The 15989-nt window shown below is 59.8% G+C and carries 21 protein-coding genes and 1 other annotated feature; of the genes, 5 read left to right on the top strand and 16 right to left on the bottom strand.

Annotated elements, in window-relative coordinates:
* Positions 1-302 precede the first annotated feature (302 nt).
* The 3 genes from Q0Z71_RS03925 to Q0Z71_RS03915 all read left to right on the top strand — a co-directional run bounded on the left by Q0Z71_RS03925 (position 303) and on the right by Q0Z71_RS03915 (position 3503).
* The gene (locus Q0Z71_RS03925) at positions 303-1877 is read left to right on the top strand and encodes a peptidylprolyl isomerase (protein WP_298018556.1); all 1575 of its coding nucleotides are present in this window, start codon (positions 303-305) and stop codon (positions 1875-1877) included.
* 69 nt (positions 1878-1946) lie between these two features.
* Positions 1947-2681 (top strand): tRNA threonylcarbamoyladenosine dehydratase, encoded by a 735-nt coding sequence (locus Q0Z71_RS03920; protein WP_298018553.1) that lies wholly within the window; start codon positions 1947-1949, stop codon positions 2679-2681.
* A gap of 90 nt (positions 2682-2771) precedes the next feature.
* Positions 2772-3503, top strand: coding sequence for a DUF554 domain-containing protein (locus Q0Z71_RS03915; RefSeq protein ID WP_298018578.1), 732 nt, complete (start codon positions 2772-2774; stop codon positions 3501-3503).
* A gap of 47 nt (positions 3504-3550) precedes the next feature.
* Here Q0Z71_RS03915 and Q0Z71_RS03910 read toward each other — a convergent pair whose 3' ends face one another.
* The 12 genes from Q0Z71_RS03910 to rpmG form a co-directional block, all read right to left on the bottom strand.
* Complete coding sequence (locus tag Q0Z71_RS03910) at positions 3551-3871, bottom strand: hypothetical protein (RefSeq protein ID WP_298018550.1); 321 nt, start codon at positions 3869-3871, stop codon at positions 3551-3553.
* Between the two features lie 5 nt (positions 3872-3876).
* On the bottom strand, positions 3877-4776 hold the full coding sequence (locus Q0Z71_RS03905) for a hypothetical protein (protein ID WP_298018547.1): 900 nt from the start codon (positions 4774-4776) through the stop codon (positions 3877-3879).
* Positions 4773-5330, bottom strand: a complete 558-nt coding sequence (locus tag Q0Z71_RS03900; RefSeq protein WP_298018544.1) for an RNA polymerase sigma factor — start codon at positions 5328-5330, stop codon at positions 4773-4775. The genes Q0Z71_RS03905 and Q0Z71_RS03900 overlap by 4 nt, the downstream gene beginning before the upstream one ends.
* A gap of 110 nt (positions 5331-5440) precedes the next feature.
* Positions 5441-6463 carry a hypothetical protein gene (locus tag Q0Z71_RS03895; protein WP_298018541.1) on the bottom strand — a complete coding sequence of 341 codons (1023 nt, stop codon included), beginning with the start codon at positions 6461-6463 and terminating at the stop codon, positions 5441-5443.
* 3 nt (positions 6464-6466) lie between these two features.
* A complete protein-coding gene (locus Q0Z71_RS03890; protein WP_298018538.1) occupies positions 6467-6937 on the bottom strand; it encodes an RNA polymerase sigma factor in 471 nt (156 codons plus the stop codon).
* Positions 6938-7203: 266 nt separating this feature from the next.
* Entirely contained in the window at positions 7204-7572 is a 369-nt protein-coding gene (gene rplL / locus Q0Z71_RS03885; RefSeq protein ID WP_298018535.1) for a 50S ribosomal protein L7/L12, read from the bottom strand.
* Positions 7573-7623: 51 nt separating this feature from the next.
* Entirely contained in the window at positions 7624-8169 is a 546-nt protein-coding gene (rplJ, locus tag Q0Z71_RS03880; RefSeq protein WP_298018532.1) for a 50S ribosomal protein L10, read from the bottom strand.
* Positions 8170-8202: 33 nt separating this feature from the next.
* Positions 8203-8332, bottom strand: a sequence feature (ribosomal protein L10 leader region).
* Between the two features lie 136 nt (positions 8333-8468).
* Positions 8469-9161, bottom strand: a complete 693-nt coding sequence (gene rplA / locus Q0Z71_RS03875; RefSeq protein ID WP_298018529.1) for a 50S ribosomal protein L1 — start codon at positions 9159-9161, stop codon at positions 8469-8471.
* Between the two features lie 86 nt (positions 9162-9247).
* Positions 9248-9673 (bottom strand): 50S ribosomal protein L11, encoded by a 426-nt coding sequence (rplK, locus tag Q0Z71_RS03870; RefSeq protein WP_298018526.1) that lies wholly within the window; start codon positions 9671-9673, stop codon positions 9248-9250.
* A 130-nt stretch (positions 9674-9803) separates the two neighbouring features.
* Positions 9804-10328, bottom strand: a complete 525-nt coding sequence (gene nusG / locus Q0Z71_RS03865) for a transcription termination/antitermination protein NusG (protein ID WP_298018524.1) — start codon at positions 10326-10328, stop codon at positions 9804-9806.
* 12 nt (positions 10329-10340) lie between these two features.
* Positions 10341-10556 carry a preprotein translocase subunit SecE gene (gene secE, locus Q0Z71_RS03860; RefSeq protein ID WP_298018522.1) on the bottom strand — a complete coding sequence of 72 codons (216 nt, stop codon included), beginning with the start codon at positions 10554-10556 and terminating at the stop codon, positions 10341-10343.
* Between the two features lie 33 nt (positions 10557-10589).
* A complete protein-coding gene (gene rpmG / locus Q0Z71_RS03855; protein WP_213038240.1) occupies positions 10590-10739 on the bottom strand; it encodes a 50S ribosomal protein L33 in 150 nt (49 codons plus the stop codon).
* Positions 10740-11178: 439 nt separating this feature from the next.
* Here rpmG and Q0Z71_RS03850 point away from each other — a divergent pair, with 439 nt between their 5' ends.
* On the top strand, positions 11179-12051 hold the full coding sequence (locus Q0Z71_RS03850) for a M15 family metallopeptidase (protein ID WP_298018519.1): 873 nt from the start codon (positions 11179-11181) through the stop codon (positions 12049-12051).
* Positions 11952-12326, top strand: a complete 375-nt coding sequence (ruvX, locus tag Q0Z71_RS03845) for a Holliday junction resolvase RuvX (RefSeq protein ID WP_298018575.1) — start codon at positions 11952-11954, stop codon at positions 12324-12326. Before Q0Z71_RS03850 ends, ruvX begins: the two co-directional genes overlap by 100 nt.
* A gap of 34 nt (positions 12327-12360) precedes the next feature.
* On the opposite strand, the gene Q0Z71_RS03840 is transcribed toward ruvX, so the two are convergent.
* From Q0Z71_RS03840 to Q0Z71_RS03825, 4 genes are all read right to left on the bottom strand, one after another.
* A complete protein-coding gene (locus Q0Z71_RS03840) occupies positions 12361-13779 on the bottom strand; it encodes a hypothetical protein (RefSeq protein WP_298018517.1) in 1419 nt (472 codons plus the stop codon).
* A 76-nt stretch (positions 13780-13855) separates the two neighbouring features.
* Positions 13856-14416, bottom strand: a complete 561-nt coding sequence (locus Q0Z71_RS03835; protein ID WP_298018514.1) for a phosphoribosyltransferase family protein — start codon at positions 14414-14416, stop codon at positions 13856-13858.
* Positions 14417-14651: 235 nt separating this feature from the next.
* On the bottom strand, positions 14652-15170 hold the full coding sequence (locus tag Q0Z71_RS03830; protein WP_298018512.1) for an isoprenylcysteine carboxylmethyltransferase family protein: 519 nt from the start codon (positions 15168-15170) through the stop codon (positions 14652-14654).
* Between the two features lie 27 nt (positions 15171-15197).
* The gene (locus Q0Z71_RS03825) at positions 15198-15797 is read right to left on the bottom strand and encodes a 4'-phosphopantetheinyl transferase superfamily protein (protein WP_298018508.1); all 600 of its coding nucleotides are present in this window, start codon (positions 15795-15797) and stop codon (positions 15198-15200) included.
* Positions 15798-15989: the final 192 nt, after the last annotated feature.

Here is a 15989-nt window from a genome sequence, read left to right as displayed (position 1 = left end):
CCGTGGTTCGCAGGCCTCCCGGCTGCCGTCTGCGGCTGGAAGTTGGAAGCGATAAAGCGTGCTGGAGGCGACCCACCTGTCCGTAAAGGTGCAGGTTATAACGAGGTCTACACGGCCGCTGCGGGGCATCTTTTTGCAGGGCAGACGTCTGCTCTGCTTTTTTATGTATCATGTGTTTAGGAAATTTTCAGACTTCTGCTTTAGAATCAGGATTTGGATTTTCCACTTGCACAATGGAACAGTATCCATTATAATGAACAAGTGCGCATTGCATCTGAATATTTGAGAGGACTGAAACACAAATGAGTGCATCTAGAGAAAAGAAAAACCGTCAGGATCAGGTCAGCTCCGGTTGGTCTGACCCCAAGACCGCCCGTGAGGCCCAGCAGCGCAAGGAGGAAAAGCGCACCAATGTTCTGTACACGGTGATCGCTGTCGTCTTTGTGGTCGTTGCCGCGGCAGCCATCATCTGGCGGTCCAATATCATCCAAAAGACCGCTACCGCCGCCACCATTGACGGTGAGAAGTACAATGCGGCCGAGGTGACCTTCTACTATCAGAACGTCTACCGCAGCTTCCTGAACAACAACTACTATTTCCTCAGCTATCTGGGAATCGATATGAACACGCCCCTGGAATCCCAGACCATCAGCAGCGCCGCCGCTTCCATGGTGGGCGCCGAAGAGGGCCAGAGCTGGAAGGATTACTTCACCGCCCAGGCTCTGGACCAGATGGCCGCCGTTCAGGCCGCTTTGAAGGCCGCTGACGCGGAGGGTTTCACCTATCCCGACAGCGTGCAGACCGAGTATGCCTCCTCCATGGAATCTCTGAAGGCCGCCGCTGTTTCCAGCAACATGTCCGTGTCCCAGTACCTGGCGTCCAACCTGGGCGGCACCATGACCGAGAAGGTCTACGGCGACCAGCTGATGCGGATGCTGCAGTACAGCGCCTATTCCCAGGCCTATGAGGACAGCCTGACCTATACGGACGCAGAGCTTGAGGACGCTTACAGCGCCGATGTGAACAGCTATGACAAGGTCGCCTATGAATCCGTTCTGGTGAACGGCTCCGCCGAAAGCACCACCGACGATGAGGGCAACACCGTGGAGCCCACCGAGGAAGAGGAGGCTGCCGCGAAGGAGGCCGCCAAGGCCGCTGCCGACAGCATCTACGCCGCCTGGCAGGCCGGCGAGAGCCTGGAGGCCCTTGCCGAGGACAATGATAAAGCCTCCTATACCAACATGGACGCCGCTACCTATGCCAGCAGCGTTTTGATGGACTGGCTGTTTGACGATGCGCGCAAGGAGGGCGACTCCACTGTTCTGGAGAGCGGTTCCAACTATTATGTGGTCGTGTTCCACAGCCGTTTCCGGGAGGATTACAACACCGTCTCCGTCCGCCACATCCTGCTGATGGTCGATGAGAGCGAGCTGGACGCGGAGTCCGAGACCTACGAGGCCGATCTCCAGGCCCGCAAGGACGAAACCAAGGCCGAGGCCGAAGAGCTGCTGGCCCAGTGGAAGTCCGGCGAGGCCACCGAGGACTCCTTTGCCGCCCTGGCCAACGAGAAATCCGAGGACGGCGGCTCCAATACCAGCGGCGGTCTGTACAGCCAGTTCCCCAAGGGCTACATGGTGCAAGAGTTCAACGACTGGAGCTTCGACCCCGCCCGGAAGAGCGGCGACACCGGCATCGTCTACGGCGAGAGCACCAGCTACAAGGGCTATCACATCATGTACTTTGTGGACACCGACCTCCCCTATTGGCAGGTCCAGGTCACCAGTGATCTGAAAAATGAGGCCGTCGCCCAGTGGAGCGAGACCTTTACCCAGGACCATACCATCGAGCAGGGTTCCGGCATGAAGTACGTGGGCTGATCTCAACAAACAAACGGAGCGTCGGCTTTGCCTGTTCAAAGCCGACGCTTTTTTATGGAGGACCGCCTGATGGAAAACCAGTTTCTGCGCAATGAGATGCTGTGGGGCCGGGAGGGCCAGCGGCGTCTGGCCGCGTCCCATGTGATCCTGTTCGGCCTGGGCGGCGTCGGCAGCTATACCGCCGAGTGCCTGGCCCGGGCCGGGATTGGAGAGCTGACGCTGGTGGACAGCGACAGCGTCTCCGTCACCAACATCAACCGGCAGCTGGAGGCACTGCACTCCACGGTTGGGCTTCCCAAAGCCGAGGCGGCAGCCGCCCGCATCCGGGATATCAACCCCGCCGCCGTCCTGCACCCCATGCAGGCCACCTATGACGCCGCCCACCGGGAGGATTTCTTCCCCACAGGACGCCGGTATGATTATATCATAGACGCCATCGACCTGGTCAGCTGCAAGCTGGACCTGGCGGAGGCCGCCCGGCGGTCAAACATCCCCCTCATCATGGCCTTGGGCACCGGAAACAAACTGGACCCCACCCAGCTGCGGCTGGCGGACATCTCCGAGACCTATGGCTGTCCCCTGGCCCGGGTCATGCGGAAGGAGCTGCGAAACCGGGGCATTCACCATCAAAAGGTGGTGTTCAGTCCGGAGGAGCCTGTTCCGGCCCGGCAGCTGGAGGCCCCGCCTCCCGGCCGCCGCAGCGTCCCGGCCAGCAACCCCTGGGTCCCTGCCACCGCCGGACTGCTGCTGGGCAGCGCCGTTGTGCGGGACCTGCTGGGCGAATATCTCCCCTCATCCAAATAATTTTCCCGGCGGTGCCGGACATCCGATTTTTGAAATCACCAAACTTGCAATTTCCCGCGAGCAGATCAAGAAAGAGAGAGATTCCATATGCTGACAGGTTCTATCGTCAATGCTCTGGCAGTTCTGGCCGGCTCCCTGGCCGGTATGCTGCTGACATGGCTGGCAAAGCACTTTTCCACCCTCCTCCCCGCCGGCAGCGCCAAGCTGGGAGAGCGTCTCCAAACCATCATCATGCAGGGCGTGGCCCTGTGCGTCATGTATCTGGGCGTCAGCGGCAGCTTGAAGGGTCAGAACAGCCTGATCACCATTTTGTCCATGGTCGCCGGCGCTATCATCGGCGAGCTGCTGGACCTGGACAAACGGATGCGGGCCTTGGGCGACTGGGTGCAGAAAAAGACGGATCGGCTGTCCCTTGGCAGCGGCGGCGCCTCCATCTCGGAGGGCTTCGTCACCGCCAGTCTGTTGTTCTGCGTGGGCGCTATGGCCATCGTGGGCGCTTTGCAGGACGGACTCACCGGAGACCACTCCACCCTGTTCGCCAAGTCTCTGCTGGACGGCATCAGCTCCATCGTTTTCGGCGCTTCCCTGGGCCTGGGCGTGTGTTTTTCCGCGGTGGCCGTTCTGCTGTACCAGGGTGCTATCGCGGTGCTGGCCTCCTTCCTGGCCCCCTTCCTGGGCGACGCGGTGATCGCGGAGATGACCTGCGTCGGCTCCCTGCTGATCGTGGCCCTCTCCTTCAATATGCTGGGCCTGACCAAGATCAAGGTGATGAACCTGGTCCCCGCCATCTTCCTGCCGATCCTGCTGTGTATGGTGATGTAAAGTAAAAGCAGCCCTCTTCCGCCTGCGGCGGAAGAGGGCTTATCATTCTACCACTCCGTGATATTCACAGCACTGACGCAAGGCCCGCCGTTGGAAGGAGCGTCATAGTAGACGGTCACGGCCCGCTCCCCTGACGCCTTATAGACGTTTCCAAACAGGCCGGAGAGACATCCCTCCGGCTCTCCCCAGACCTTCAGCAGCTCCTCCCGGAGCGTTCCCGCCAGGGCCTCGGTGGCAGCCTCTGCCGTCATAGCGGCGGCCTCCTCTGGGGTCGGGAGGCCGGAACCGCCGGAGCGCGTCCCATACCAGGCCGCAAGCGCGCAGACGCACAGCAGCGCCAGGGCGCAGATGATCCATTTTCTCCTCATACCGGTCACTCCTGCCCAAAGCAGTCCAACGCCTGTTCCAGCACGTCCCGGACCGCCGCCACTGCCTCGTCCCCGCCGTCAGGCCCCACGACGTTCAGCGTATACAGCAGGCCGTCCTGGATAAAGTAGGCGTCAATACTCACATACGAGTCCTCCCGCCGGGGCTGGGAGACCACCAGCGCCGCCTCTTGGCCGTCAGGCATGGCGATGGAGTTTGCGTACATGTTCACCGCCTCCGGCCACACCGCGCCGGTCTCCACCTTCTGGCCTCCATCTGCCGCCGTCTCCCCGGCGTACTCCGTCCGCAGCTCCGCCCAAAGCATGACCCGGATTTCCCCGGTGCGGTAGCCCGCTGTCAACGCGGCCCTCTCCACCTTGCCGTCCGCATTTCCCCGGAAGGATGTCCGGCAATGTCTGGTAAGCTCCTGCTTCCCCTCCAGCGTCCCGGTATAGGTGGCTCTTTCCAACCATTCCGCCGTCTCCAGGGGATTGGCCAGGCCGACTCCCAAAAATTCCGCGCCCTCCGCCCAGGTCTCATACTCCCGGTAAGACGCTCCAGGCAGCGTGCTGGAGATCATCCGCTCCATCTCGCTTTTGGCCCACCATGCCGCCCAGTCCTCCTCCAAAATCTCGTGCAGCTCCTGGGAAAATTCCGCGTCCGGAACTGTCCGCACTGTCCCGGACACGGAGTAGCTGGACTCCTCCTCACCGGTGAACAGATCGCCGATCTGAACGCCCCAGATGGTCCCCACCGCCAGGGAACAGCCCGCCAGCAGCAAACATAGGCAGGCCGCGATGGCCATCATGCGCTTAAAAGGGCCCCGTCGGCCCGCCGGATCCGCCGCGTCCTCCACCAGGGCCGTGTCCACACAGCCCACGGCATCCAATAAATCCCGTCCGTTCATACGGTGATTCCCTCCTGTTCCAGATAGTCCCGCAGACGATTCCGTGTCCGCATCAGTGTCACCTTCACCCGGCTCTCGCCGCATCCATACCGCCGGGCAATGTCCCGGATGGAGTCCCCGAACCAGTACCGCCGCAGAAACATCCGCCGCGGCTCCTCCGGCAGGCTCTCCAAAAACGACGTCAGCAGCGTTCCCAGCTCCTCCCTGTCCGCCGTCTGCCGCTGGCGCAGGCTGTCCGGCACGCAGCCTTCCAGCTCCGCCGTCAGGGCCAGCACCTCGGCCTGACGCTTTTGGTCATTCCGGCGGTCCAGCCGGTCCAGCGCCAGATTGCGGCAGATCCGGGCCAAATAGGCCATCAAATTGTCCGGCCGCTCCGGCGGGATGGCGTTCCATGCCTTCAGCCAGGCGTCGTTGAGGCATTCCTCCGCGTCCTGGCGGCTGTGCAGCAGCTGCTCCGTCAGCCGCAGCAGCCGAGTCCCATACTTCCCCTGAGCGGCGGGAATGGCGCCGCCGTCCCGGTCCCAGAACAGCGCCACGATCTCCCGGTCCTCCATTCCCGCACCTCCTGCCTTGTTCTTACTTTATCAGAAGGAATTTGCCTCTCAATGGTTACAGCATAGCACAAAAAAATCCGCCTGTCTTATGACAGGCGGATTTTTTTGATTCAGTTCAGCGGGATAACCGTGCCGCCGAAGCGGATGCCCACCACCTGGGACAGGTCCACCGGCAGCTTCCAGTAGTAATCGCTGGCCCACTCTCCGGTAGAGATCTCACCAGTCCACCTGGAACCGCCGCCAGCGCGGGACACCTCTGTGCCATCCGCCAGGACCACGCCCCCCTGATCCGGAGCAAACATTTGCTGCTCTGCGATCTGGATAAAGCGGATCCCGGTGGCGGAGACCCGGATATCCCGCAGCTCCGTAGTGACTGCCTCGCTGCCGTTTTCATGGTCATGTGCGGGCACCTCGGCACTTTCCAGGGTCAGCACCTCCTGCTTCGACGGCTCGATTTTGAAAGAGAGAACCCACTCGCCCTCCTGGGCCACGGAGTCGCCGTACATCAGGTCGCCCAGGTGCAGCACCGCGTCATACCCGTCCAGAAGGGAGTCTGTCCCCGTCAAGGTAATGGTGTATCGTATCAGCATGGTCTGGACGCCGTCCTCCGAGGTCCCGCTGAACGGATACTCCATTCCGGAACCGCCGGGGGTATCCTCACGGTCTGGCTCCCTTGAGAACACTACCTCCGTATCGTGGAAATAATATGCCGTGGCGGCTTCTCCCTGTACCATGTCCAGGTCCCCGCTGACCTTCAGCAGCAGCCAAAGCGCGCTGTCGCCGCAGGTGATGGAGTCCAGCGTCACCGTCACGCCGCCGCAGGTGTCGCTGACGCCCACCTCCTGGATCAGCCGGTCGAACAGGGCTACCTGCTCCGCGCTGATGCCCTCGCCGCCGGAGGTCCCCGCCCACTGCTGGATAAACCAGTTTTTCATGCTCCCGGGTACAAGGCCGCTGGCCGCCAGGGTCGTGCCGGTCAGGGCCAGCACCAGCACCGCGGCGGCCAGAGCCGCTGCCGGTACGCGGCACCGCTTCGGTGTATTCTGTTCCTGTTTTGTCATGCTCCAAACCTCCCGTCTCAGTGTGTCGGAGGCGTGTACCTCGTCAAAAGTCTCCCTGTACAGATTTTTCACGGCTCATTCCTCCTCCAATTGTGTTTTCAGCTTCGCCCGCGCTCTTGCCAGCCGGGTCTGGACCGTGGAGGTCTTTATCCCCAGCATCTCTCCGATCTCCCGCACGCCATAGCCCTCATAATAGTAGAGATACAGCGGTACCCTGTATTTCACCGGCAATGTCATGACCTCGTGAAACAGCGTCTGTCGGGCCGGGTCGGAAAACACCGGCTCCGGGCAGTTTTCCAACGGCACCGTCCGGCTGCGCCAGGGATTGGCGGAAATGCGCTTACATTCGTTCAGCGTCACCCGCACCAGCCAGCGGCGCAGGTGTTCGTCATCCGCAAAGGGCTTCTCCGCCCGCCACAGCCGGAGCATGGCGTTCTGGGCCGCATCCTCCGCGTCCGGTGGACTGCGGAACCAGTTCAGCGCAATGCGGTACACCATGTCCAAATGCTGTTCTGCTGCCGCTGTAAACTCTTTTTCTGTCAGCATAGGGCGTTCTCCTTGATCTTCAAATCCCGGGAAATCAGACCGCATGTCACAACACCAAAGGGCCTGTGATCCGTTTGTGCTGCCATTTGGGGGCATGCTGTGCGCCGCGGCCTCTCCAAAGCGCAGGGTCTAAAGGGATATCGTGTGAAAAGCTCTTCACAGGAAAAACCCTGGTTCTCTTCAAAATATCCCACATGGAGGTGGTTTTGACAAAAAAATTCCCTGTCCGGGTCGGACAGGGAATTTTTTTGTCATATGGAAGTCGATTACTTCAGCTCGACCTTGCCGCCGACCTCTTCGATCTGCTTCTTCAGAGCCTCGGCCTCGTCCTTGGAGACAGCCTCCTTCAGGGTCTTGGGAGCACCCTCGACAGTGGCCTTGGCGTCAGCCAGGCCCTGGCCGGTGATCTCACGGACGACCTTGATGACCTTGATCTTGGCAGCGGCGTCGAAGCCGGTCAGGACCACGTCAAACTCGGTCTTCTCCTCAGCGGCGGGAGCGGCAGCAGCAGCGGGAGCGGCCATAGCGGCGGCGGAAACACCGAACTCTTCCTCCAGAGCGTGAACCAGCTCGGACAGCTCCAGAACGGTCAGAGCCTTGATCTCTTCGATCATAGCGGTAACTTTCTCAGACATTGTATTTGCCTCCTAATAGTAAATTTTATAAAATGTTGGTTGCCGTCCGGATTATTCGGCGGCGGGAGCAGACTCCTCTGCGGGGGCAGCCTCTTCGGCGGGAGCACCGTTCTTCTCGGCAATCTGCTTCAGGACGACGGCCAGGCCGGTGATGGGAGCCAGCATGGTGCCCAGGACCTGCGCCTGCAGGACGGGCAGCGCGGGAATGGAAGCCAGAGAGTTGATGGTGGCCAGATCGACGGGCTTGCCGTCCATGAAGCCGCCCTTGATCTCAAACTTGCCGTCCAGCTTCTTGGCGTAGTTGGCCATGACGCGGGCGGGAGCCACAGGGTCATCGCACAGGGCCAGAGAAGTGGTGCCGTTCAGCAGATCATCCAGCTCGTTCAGACCGGTGTTGTTGAAAGCAAAGCGGAGCAGGGTGTTCTTGACAACGGCGTAATCCACGCTGTTCTCACGGCACTCCTTACGCAGCGCGGTGTCTTCTTCAACGGTAATACCCTTGTAGTCGACAATCACGCCCGCAGTCGCCTTCTGGATCTTCTCGGTCAGCTCGGCGACGATGGCCTGCTTTTCGGATAAGACCTTTGCGTTAGGCATTCTTGTGTTCACCTCCATAGGAATTGTAGGTGCGTTCAAAAAAGGAAACCGTCCTTATGCCGCAAAGACATAAGGACGGAGTAGCAATCTCACGATTAGCCGCCCTCGGCAGGATTTACGGCTCAAGGCCACCTGCTGTCTTTGGAACGCATCTGATATTATATTCAAAGCATGGCAAAAAGTCAAGCCTTAAATATCTATTTTGCGCGCTTTTCACGGAAAACCGCGCACATGTCTCCCCTCGCGCCTGCCGGCGGCGGGGAACAGAGCGGGAAACCCCACCGGTCTCCCTCTCAGACTCAGACCAGCTTCGCGGTGCTCATCTTGACGCCGGGGCCCATGGTGGACGCGGCGACGCAGCTGCGGATATACTGGCCCTTGGCGGCGGCGGGCTTGGCTTTGACGATGGCGCCCATCAGAGCGTTGTAGTTCTCGGTCAGCTTCTCGGCGCCGAAGGACACCTTGCCGATGGGGCAGTGGATGATGTTGGTCTTGTCCAGACGGTACTCGATCTTACCGGCCTTGACTTCCTTCACGGCCTTGGCCACGTCGGGAGTCACGGTGCCGGCCTTGGGAGAGGGCATCAAGCCCTTGGGGCCCAGGACCTTACCGAGGCGGCCCACCACGCCCATCATGTCAGGGCTGGCGACGACCACGTCGAACTCAAACCAGTTTTCCTTCTGGATCTTCTCGACCAGATCCATATCGCCCACATAGTCGGCACCGGCCTCGCGGGCAGCGTCGGCCTTGTCGCCCTTGGCGAACACCAGCACGCGGACAGTCTTGCCGGTGCCGTGGGGCAGCACGATGGCACCGCGGACCTGCTGGTCAGCGTGCCGGGAGTCAACGCCCAGCTTCACATGCAGCTCGACAGTCTCGTCGAACTTGGCGCTGGCGGTCTTGCAAATGAGAGCCAAGCCTTCGGCAGCCTCGTACTGCACGTTCTTATCGATCTGCTTGGCGCTTTCCTGATATTTCTTGCCTCTAAACAATGTTACTTCCTCCTCATAGTGGTTCTTCGGAATCAAATCCTCCCACTGTATGGAGCGGCCTTCTCAGCCGCTCGGCTTATGGTATGTCAGTCGCCAACGACAACGCCCATGGAGCGGCAGGTGCCGGCGATCATGCTCATGGCAGCCTCCAGGCTGGCGGCGTTCAGGTCCTTCATCTTGATCTCGGCGATCTTCTGGATGGACGCCTTGGAGATGGTAGCGACCTTGTTCTTGTTGGGAACGCCGGAGCCGGACTCGATGTTGCACTCCTTCTTGATCAGGACGGCCGCGGGGGGGGTCTTGGTGATGAAGGAGAAGGAACGGTCAGCGTACACGGTGATGACGACGGGGATGATCATGCCCATGTCATTTTTGGTGCGCTCGTTGAACTCCTTGGTGAAAGCGGCGATATTGACGCCGTGCTGGCCCAGAGCGGGGCCAACGGGGGGAGCGGGAGTCGCCTTGCCTGCGGGGATCTGCAGCTTTACATAACCAGTAATTTTCTGTGCCACGGAGTAGCACCTCCTAAATTATAAATGTGGTGCGGACGTCTCTTCCGTCCGTCCTTGGCGGGGCCCTGCGGGTCCCTCCCACTTGCGCCGGAGACGCCCGGCGCGGCGCTGCCCATGCGGGCCTTTTTGTTCAGTCCAGGACCTCGACCTGGTCCAGTTCCAGTTCCACGGGCGTCTCTCTGCCGAACATGGAGACCATGACGCTGACACGGTTCTTCTCAGGTTCGATCTCCTCAACGACGCCGGTGAAGGTGGACAGCGGGCCGTCCACGATCCGTACGTGGTCGCCCTCCTTGTACCTGACGACGATCTCGTGCTTTTCCATGCCCATGGCAAGGACCTCTTCCTCCGTCAGGGGGATGGCCTTGTTGGCGGAACCGACAAAGCCGGTGACGCCGCGGACATTCCGCACCAGATGCCAGGTATCATCCGTCATGATCATCTTGATCAGCACATAACCGGGGAACACCTTCCGCTCCACCTCTTTGGTGGTGCCGGCTTCGGTGACCTCCGTCACGGTCTCCATGGGGATCTCCATGCGGAGGATCTTGTCCTCCATGCCGCGGCCGGTGACGAACTTCTCAATGCTGGTCTTGACGGCGTTTTCATAGCCGGAATAGGTATGGATCACATACCACTTCGCGCTGTCTGACATATCCGTTACCCCTTAAGCGCCAAACACCTTCAGGATCATCTGGACGGCAGAGACCGCCACAAAATCGAAGATCCAGATGCAGGCACCGATCAGCAGGGAGCACAGCAGCACCGTGCCGGTGTTTTTCACCACGGTCTGCCTGTTGGGCCAGACGACCTTTTTCAGTTCGCTTTTCATCTCACGGAACCACTGACCGCGGTCCTTTTTCTTCTTCGCTTCTTCTGCCATGTTGTTACACGCCCTTTCTTAAATTCGTCGCCATTACTTGGTTTCGCTGTGGAGCGTGTGCTTTTTGCAGAAGGGGCAATACTTGTTCAGTTCAAGCTTGTCCGGGGTGTTCTTCTTGTTCTTCATCGTATTGTAGTTTCTCTGCTTGCACTCGTTGCATCTCAAAGTGACTTTAACGCGCATCTAACGGCACCTCCTTATTATTGGTATCATTCCCGGCAACGCCGGGGATACCGACTGCCTCCCTGCCTTTTGGAAGGGACATCGCCGCCGCGGCCGAAAAGCGAAAAATGCGCACGACGACAAAAGCCCTTTTTCACAGGTAAGAGAGATTATACTACAACTCTTATCCGCCGTCAATCATTTTCTTCCAAAAAATACTGCTGTTTTTATAGTCGGCTAGTCGGCACAGTTGAAAAGAATCTGAAAGATTCTTTTCCATGCAACGCTGCTGTGCAGCGTTGCAAACCGTATATGCGGCCCTCTGTGCCTGACTTCATAGGAAAAGCACACGTTCTATGGGGTGTCGTCCGCGCTCCGTTCTTTCAGCCCTTGGGCCGCCTCTTGCGCCGGTCTCTCGGATATGGTATCATGCAGTTATCTCACATGGGAGGGACAGTCTATGAACCGGCGTCTGTTGGTTTTACTGATGCTTCTACTGCTCTCCGGCTGCGGCGTCCGCCCGCCGGAGACGCCCGCCCCGCCGCCAGCGGTCCAGGAGTCTGCGGAGCCGGAGGCCATCCCCGCGCCGGAGCCTGAAGCGTCCCCCCTACCGGTCTCCGAACCCCTTTTGGAGGCGTCGGACTTTGTGCGGGTGACAGACTATCTGCCGGATATCGCCGTGGACCTGAAATACGCCTCGGCGGACAACTTCACGGGACAGGTCATCTATGATTTTACAGATGCCTATCTGCGGTACGGCACGGTCCAAAAGCTCTCCGCCGCCCTGGAGGCGCTGGAGCCCCAGGGCTATTCCCTGCTGGTCTGGGACGCCTTCCGCCCCACGGCGGCCCAGTTCCGCCTGTGGGAGGCCTGCCCGGACCCGGTTTATGTGGCAAACCCTGAAAAGGGGTTCTCCTCCCACAGCCGGGGCAATACGGTGGACCTGACCCTGGTGACGCTGGAGGGGGAAGCTGTGGAGATGCCCACGGATTTTGATGATTTCTCGACCCTGGCGGACCGGGATTACAGCGATGTTCCGGAGCCCGCCGCCTCCCACGCCCAGCTGCTGGAGGACGTGATGACCGACTGCGGCTTCCGCCCCTATGACCGTGAATGGTGGCACTTTTCCGATACCGACGATTATCCCGTGGAGGAGATCTTTATTCCTGAATCAGAAAGCGAGGCATCTTCATGCGCATCATGGCCATTGACTACGGCGACGCACACACCGGCATCGCCATCTCCGACCCCACCGGCTTCCTGGCCGGGTACACCACCACCATCGACGCCTATCGCCCAGAAGTTGTGGCGGAGCGGATCGCCGCCCTGGTAAAAGAGCGCGGCGTGGAGGAGCTGGTGCTGGGCCATCCCATCAACATGGACGGCACCCGTGGCCCCCGCTCGGAAAAAGCCCAGGCCATGGCGGAGCTGTTAAGGGAAACCACTTCCCTGCCCGTCGTCCTGTGGGACGAGCGCCGCACCACCATTGACGCCCATCAGATCCTCTTCAACAGCGGCAAAAACGCCAAGAAGCGGAAAAAAGTGGTGGACGCCGTGGCGGCTTCTTTGATCCTGGAGGGATATCTCACCTATAAAAAGAACCATTGAAAAAGGAAGCGGCGCTGCCGCTTCCTTTTTTCATTCACGCCTGATCCCGCAGGACCTCCTCCGGCGGCTGGTCCAGCTGCCAGGGGTCCCCCAGCAGGTTGTGGAGATACCGCAGGGCCGAGGCAAAATAGAAGCCGTCCACAATGCGCTCGTCTGTGACGAAGTTGCAGTCGATATACTTCTTCCACGCCACCGTGCCGTCCCGCTGGGTCTCAAACACCCGCCGCTTTTTGCCGAAGGAGCAGAACACCGGCACATTGCCGAAGTCATACAGGTGGTGATAGATGGGCGGGATGCCCAGCGAGGCCATGGAGGTGATATACAGGGAGCCGTGGAAGGGCGACAGCTTTGTCAGGAACCTGGGCAGCAGGCCGAAATAGTCCCAAGCCTGAAGCAGAAATACAAAGAACTTCAGCAGCAGGCCGGGGATCAGGTTGAAAGTCCCTGCCAGGGTGTCAAAGGAAGTGTCCTCCGGCGCGTCCTTCACCTGCTGGACCTTGGCATTGAAGCGCTCATAAACCGCCTCCGCCGTGTCCGCCGGGTCAAAGGTGACCTTGATGACCGTGTCCGGGGAGTCCGTGGACATCTCCTTTTTGATGGTCATGTTGACCTCAATCTCCCGGTCCCGGGTGAAGATCTTCTGTCCCGCGATGAAGCGGTTCAGTCCCGGATAGCGGGCGCAGGTCCGCACGTAGGCCGCCAGCAGCACATGCAGCACGCCGAAGTTCTTCATGCCCGCCTTCCGCTTCTCCACGATATACCGCTCCATCTCCGTGACCTCGATGTGGTCCTCAATGAAGTTCTGGGAGGTGTTGCGGGTCTTCATGATATAGGGGGACACGGCAAAGATGGGCGACAGGCTCCGCAGGCGGCGGCCGTCGTTCCGGTCGCCGAAGCGGCGCACCGGCGCTCCCTCCTCCACCGGCCGCTTTTTCATGGCAAGAGAGATGCACAGCAGCGCCGCCATGCAGCACAGCACGCTGATCTCCGGCAGCCAGTCATGGACCGGCCAGTCGGCCTTCTGGGTGTCCTCCACAAAAATGTGGTAGAGCATGGGCAGTCCGAACAGCAGCCACAGCAGCTTCTGGGTGGGCACATATCCCGTCACCGTGGCGGTGTACAGCACCGCCACCAGCGCATACAGGCAGAGGCAAAGCACTGTGTGGATCATAGATGAGAAGCCTAATGCCTTTACAGCGAAGAACACGCAGCCCAGCCACACCGGGATGGCGGAGCGGTACAGGCGCTCCCTGCCGTCCCGGAACAGGATCGCCACAAAGGTCCCGTTTGCCGCCAAAGGCAGAAGGACCTGAAACCACAGCGTGGAGCGGGAGAGCGCTTCCTCTCCCGCGGCCCACACGATACGCACCACCGCCGAGCAGACCATGAACACCGCCGACAATACCGCCAGCACGCCGGTCTTTGGCAGCCAATAAACCGTCCTCTTTTTCATAATACCCCCATGATCCGGCAAATTCATTGAAAACGGCACGCCGTTTCAAGAACAACGTGCCGTTCCATATGTAGACTTATCCCTTGACCGTGCCGTCGGCGTTGAATACCGGCAGAGGCGCCAGGAACTTGATGTCATCCCGGTTCTGGGCGTCGCCCTCCGCCAGGACCGCCACCTTGGCCGCCACGGTGCCGCCGGCCATCTTCACCAGCTCCTCCATGGCGTGGAGAGAACCGCCGGTGGAGATCACGTCGTCCATGATCATGATGCGCTTGCCCCGGATCAGATCCGCGTCATCCCGGCCCAGATACAGCTTCTGCACCCCGGCGGTGGTGATGGACTGGTCCTCCACATGGATGGGGTCCGGCATGTAGGCCTTGGGTCCCTTCCGGGCGATGAAATACTTCTTGGCGCCGGACTGGCGGGCCATCTCATGGATCAGGGGAATGCTCTTGGCCTCGGCGGTGAACATATAGTCATAGCTGCCGGCGGGGACCAGCTTCAAAAGCTCCCGGGCGCAGGCCACTGTCAGCTCTGCGTCGCCAAAGCAGATAAACGCGCCGATGTACAGGTCATCCGTCACTTTGCAGATCGGCAGCTCCCGGGTCAGTCCTGCCACATTCATGGTATAGGTCATATGATATGCCTCCCTCAAAAAATCCCCACCAGGGTCATGTTTTTCCGAAAATATTATACATTTTATACAGCAAAAGTCAAGGACACATCCACAGGAACATCCGCTTTCCATCCCATAGGCAATCTCGCCCAAGGCACGGCGCTCATGTCCGGCGTTCCGAATGCTTTCGTTACCCAGCGCCCTCCATGCGGAGCCGGAGACCTTTCTCCATATGTCCCACACTTCCCCTGACGGACTAGAGATAGCGCCGGACCCGCTCTTGATACCGCAGATATGCCTCACCGAACTGCTGTACACACCACCGCTCCTCCGAGAGGATGATCCAATGGCCCGTGACCTGAAACAGCAAAACAAAGCTGAACAGTTTCCAGGACCGTGTGACCAGCGCGCAGCCTGTAAAGAACACAAAATAGGCCACATACATGGGATTGCGGGACAGACGGTAAACTCCATTCTGGTGAAAGCCGTTTTCCGTTGGGGCCGCAAAAGCAATCACAGAGAGCGTCAGCAGAACCAATCCCAGCACATATATGGCAAGCCCCGCCCCAAAGCGCCATCCCTGGGCGGACGGGATCTCCAAGAATCCCAGTCCAACTATGATCGCCGCGGTGGCCCCCTGATAGAGCCAGTATGCCGCCCGTTCCCCACCCTCCAGGGGCGCGAAATGGGCGGCGCGCTTTACCGCGTCCTTATTCAATAGGGCAAGCAGGCTGAACCGCACCAGGAAAAAGGGGATCAACAGCAAAAGTCCCATGGATACAGCCCTCCCCCCCCCCTTCTCTCATATCATCTCGTCCAGGGAATACCGCCGGAGCATTCCCGGCGCCTCCCTGCCGCGGGTGGCTACGCCCGCAGCGTAGCCCGGGAAGGTGTCCAGCGCATAAAAATATTCTCCGTACTGCATGGGCGTCTCCGACGCCAGCATGGTCCCCACGCCGGTGCCGCCCCGCTTGGCCCGGGCCTCCCGCCGGACCCAGCTCTGAAAAAACGCCCGCTCCGTTTTCGCATCCGCCAAGCGCTCCATGGCCCGCTGGCTGACTGGGCGGATCTTTTCGATGTCCACCCCCACCGGCTGGTCCGACAGCCCCACCAGCACCGCGCCCGTCGTGTGGCTGATGTTGAAATGAACATTCGGATGGTCTGGAAAATAGGGCTTTCCAAAGGAGGAACAGGCGATCCCGGGGAGCTGCTTCCACCCATATTGCTCCCACAGCGCCATGCGCAGCAGCAGATAGGCGCACAGCGGCTCCCGCCGCTTCTCCGCCTGTTTGAGGCGCAGCACCCGTTCGCGGCGCTCCGGAGGCAGGAGTTTCAGCATCGTTTTGAATTCCTGGGGCGTCAAAGGCCGTTCCAGCCGGGCCGCCCAGAGTTCGATCGCCATTCCCGCTCCTCCCTGTCCATAGATATAGGTAGTAATATTGTACGGGATTTCCGCCCATCCTGTAAAGTCATCACCCTGACGAATTTTTTTCAAAAAATTTGTGAAAAAAAAGAGGAAATCCGGAAACCGCGGGGTATATTTAAATATCGCATTTTTGTACCGATTTGTTTTTTCGGTATGATAAGCGGATAT

This window comes from uncultured Dysosmobacter sp., from assembly GCF_947631635.1.
Taxonomy (GTDB): domain Bacteria; phylum Bacillota; class Clostridia; order Oscillospirales; family Oscillospiraceae; genus Oscillibacter.
This window is presented reverse-complemented; position numbering and strand designations above follow the sequence as displayed.

What these genes read in the sequence shown, in the direction of transcription:
- Q0Z71_RS03925 (WP_298018556.1), top strand. Translation starts at nt 303, where the DNA reads ATGAGTGCATCTAGAGAAAAGAAAAACCGTCAGGATCAGGTCAGCTCC.
- Q0Z71_RS03920 (WP_298018553.1), top strand. Translation starts at nt 1,947, where the DNA reads ATGGAAAACCAGTTTCTGCGCAATGAGATGCTGTGGGGCCGGGAGGGC.
- Q0Z71_RS03910 (WP_298018550.1), bottom strand. Translation starts at nt 3,871, where the DNA reads ATGAGGAGAAAATGGATCATCTGCGCCCTGGCGCTGCTGTGCGTCTGC.
- Q0Z71_RS03905 (WP_298018547.1), bottom strand. Translation starts at nt 4,776, where the DNA reads ATGAACGGACGGGATTTATTGGATGCCGTGGGCTGTGTGGACACGGCC.
- Q0Z71_RS03900 (WP_298018544.1), bottom strand. Translation starts at nt 5,330, where the DNA reads ATGGAGGACCGGGAGATCGTGGCGCTGTTCTGGGACCGGGACGGCGGC.
- Q0Z71_RS03890 (WP_298018538.1), bottom strand. Translation starts at nt 6,937, where the DNA reads ATGCTGACAGAAAAAGAGTTTACAGCGGCAGCAGAACAGCATTTGGAC.
- rplL (WP_298018535.1), bottom strand. Translation starts at nt 7,572, where the DNA reads ATGTCTGAGAAAGTTACCGCTATGATCGAAGAGATCAAGGCTCTGACC.
- rplJ (WP_298018532.1), bottom strand. Translation starts at nt 8,169, where the DNA reads ATGCCTAACGCAAAGGTCTTATCCGAAAAGCAGGCCATCGTCGCCGAG.
- nusG (WP_298018524.1), bottom strand. Translation starts at nt 10,328, where the DNA reads ATGTCAGACAGCGCGAAGTGGTATGTGATCCATACCTATTCCGGCTAT.
- secE (WP_298018522.1), bottom strand. Translation starts at nt 10,556, where the DNA reads ATGGCAGAAGAAGCGAAGAAGAAAAAGGACCGCGGTCAGTGGTTCCGT.
- rpmG (WP_213038240.1), bottom strand. Translation starts at nt 10,739, where the DNA reads ATGCGCGTTAAAGTCACTTTGAGATGCAACGAGTGCAAGCAGAGAAAC.
- Q0Z71_RS03850 (WP_298018519.1), top strand. Translation starts at nt 11,179, where the DNA reads ATGAACCGGCGTCTGTTGGTTTTACTGATGCTTCTACTGCTCTCCGGC.
- Q0Z71_RS03840 (WP_298018517.1), bottom strand. Translation starts at nt 13,779, where the DNA reads ATGAAAAAGAGGACGGTTTATTGGCTGCCAAAGACCGGCGTGCTGGCG.
- Q0Z71_RS03835 (WP_298018514.1), bottom strand. Translation starts at nt 14,416, where the DNA reads ATGACCTATACCATGAATGTGGCAGGACTGACCCGGGAGCTGCCGATC.
- Q0Z71_RS03830 (WP_298018512.1), bottom strand. Translation starts at nt 15,170, where the DNA reads ATGGGACTTTTGCTGTTGATCCCCTTTTTCCTGGTGCGGTTCAGCCTG.
- Q0Z71_RS03825 (WP_298018508.1), bottom strand. Translation starts at nt 15,797, where the DNA reads ATGGCGATCGAACTCTGGGCGGCCCGGCTGGAACGGCCTTTGACGCCC.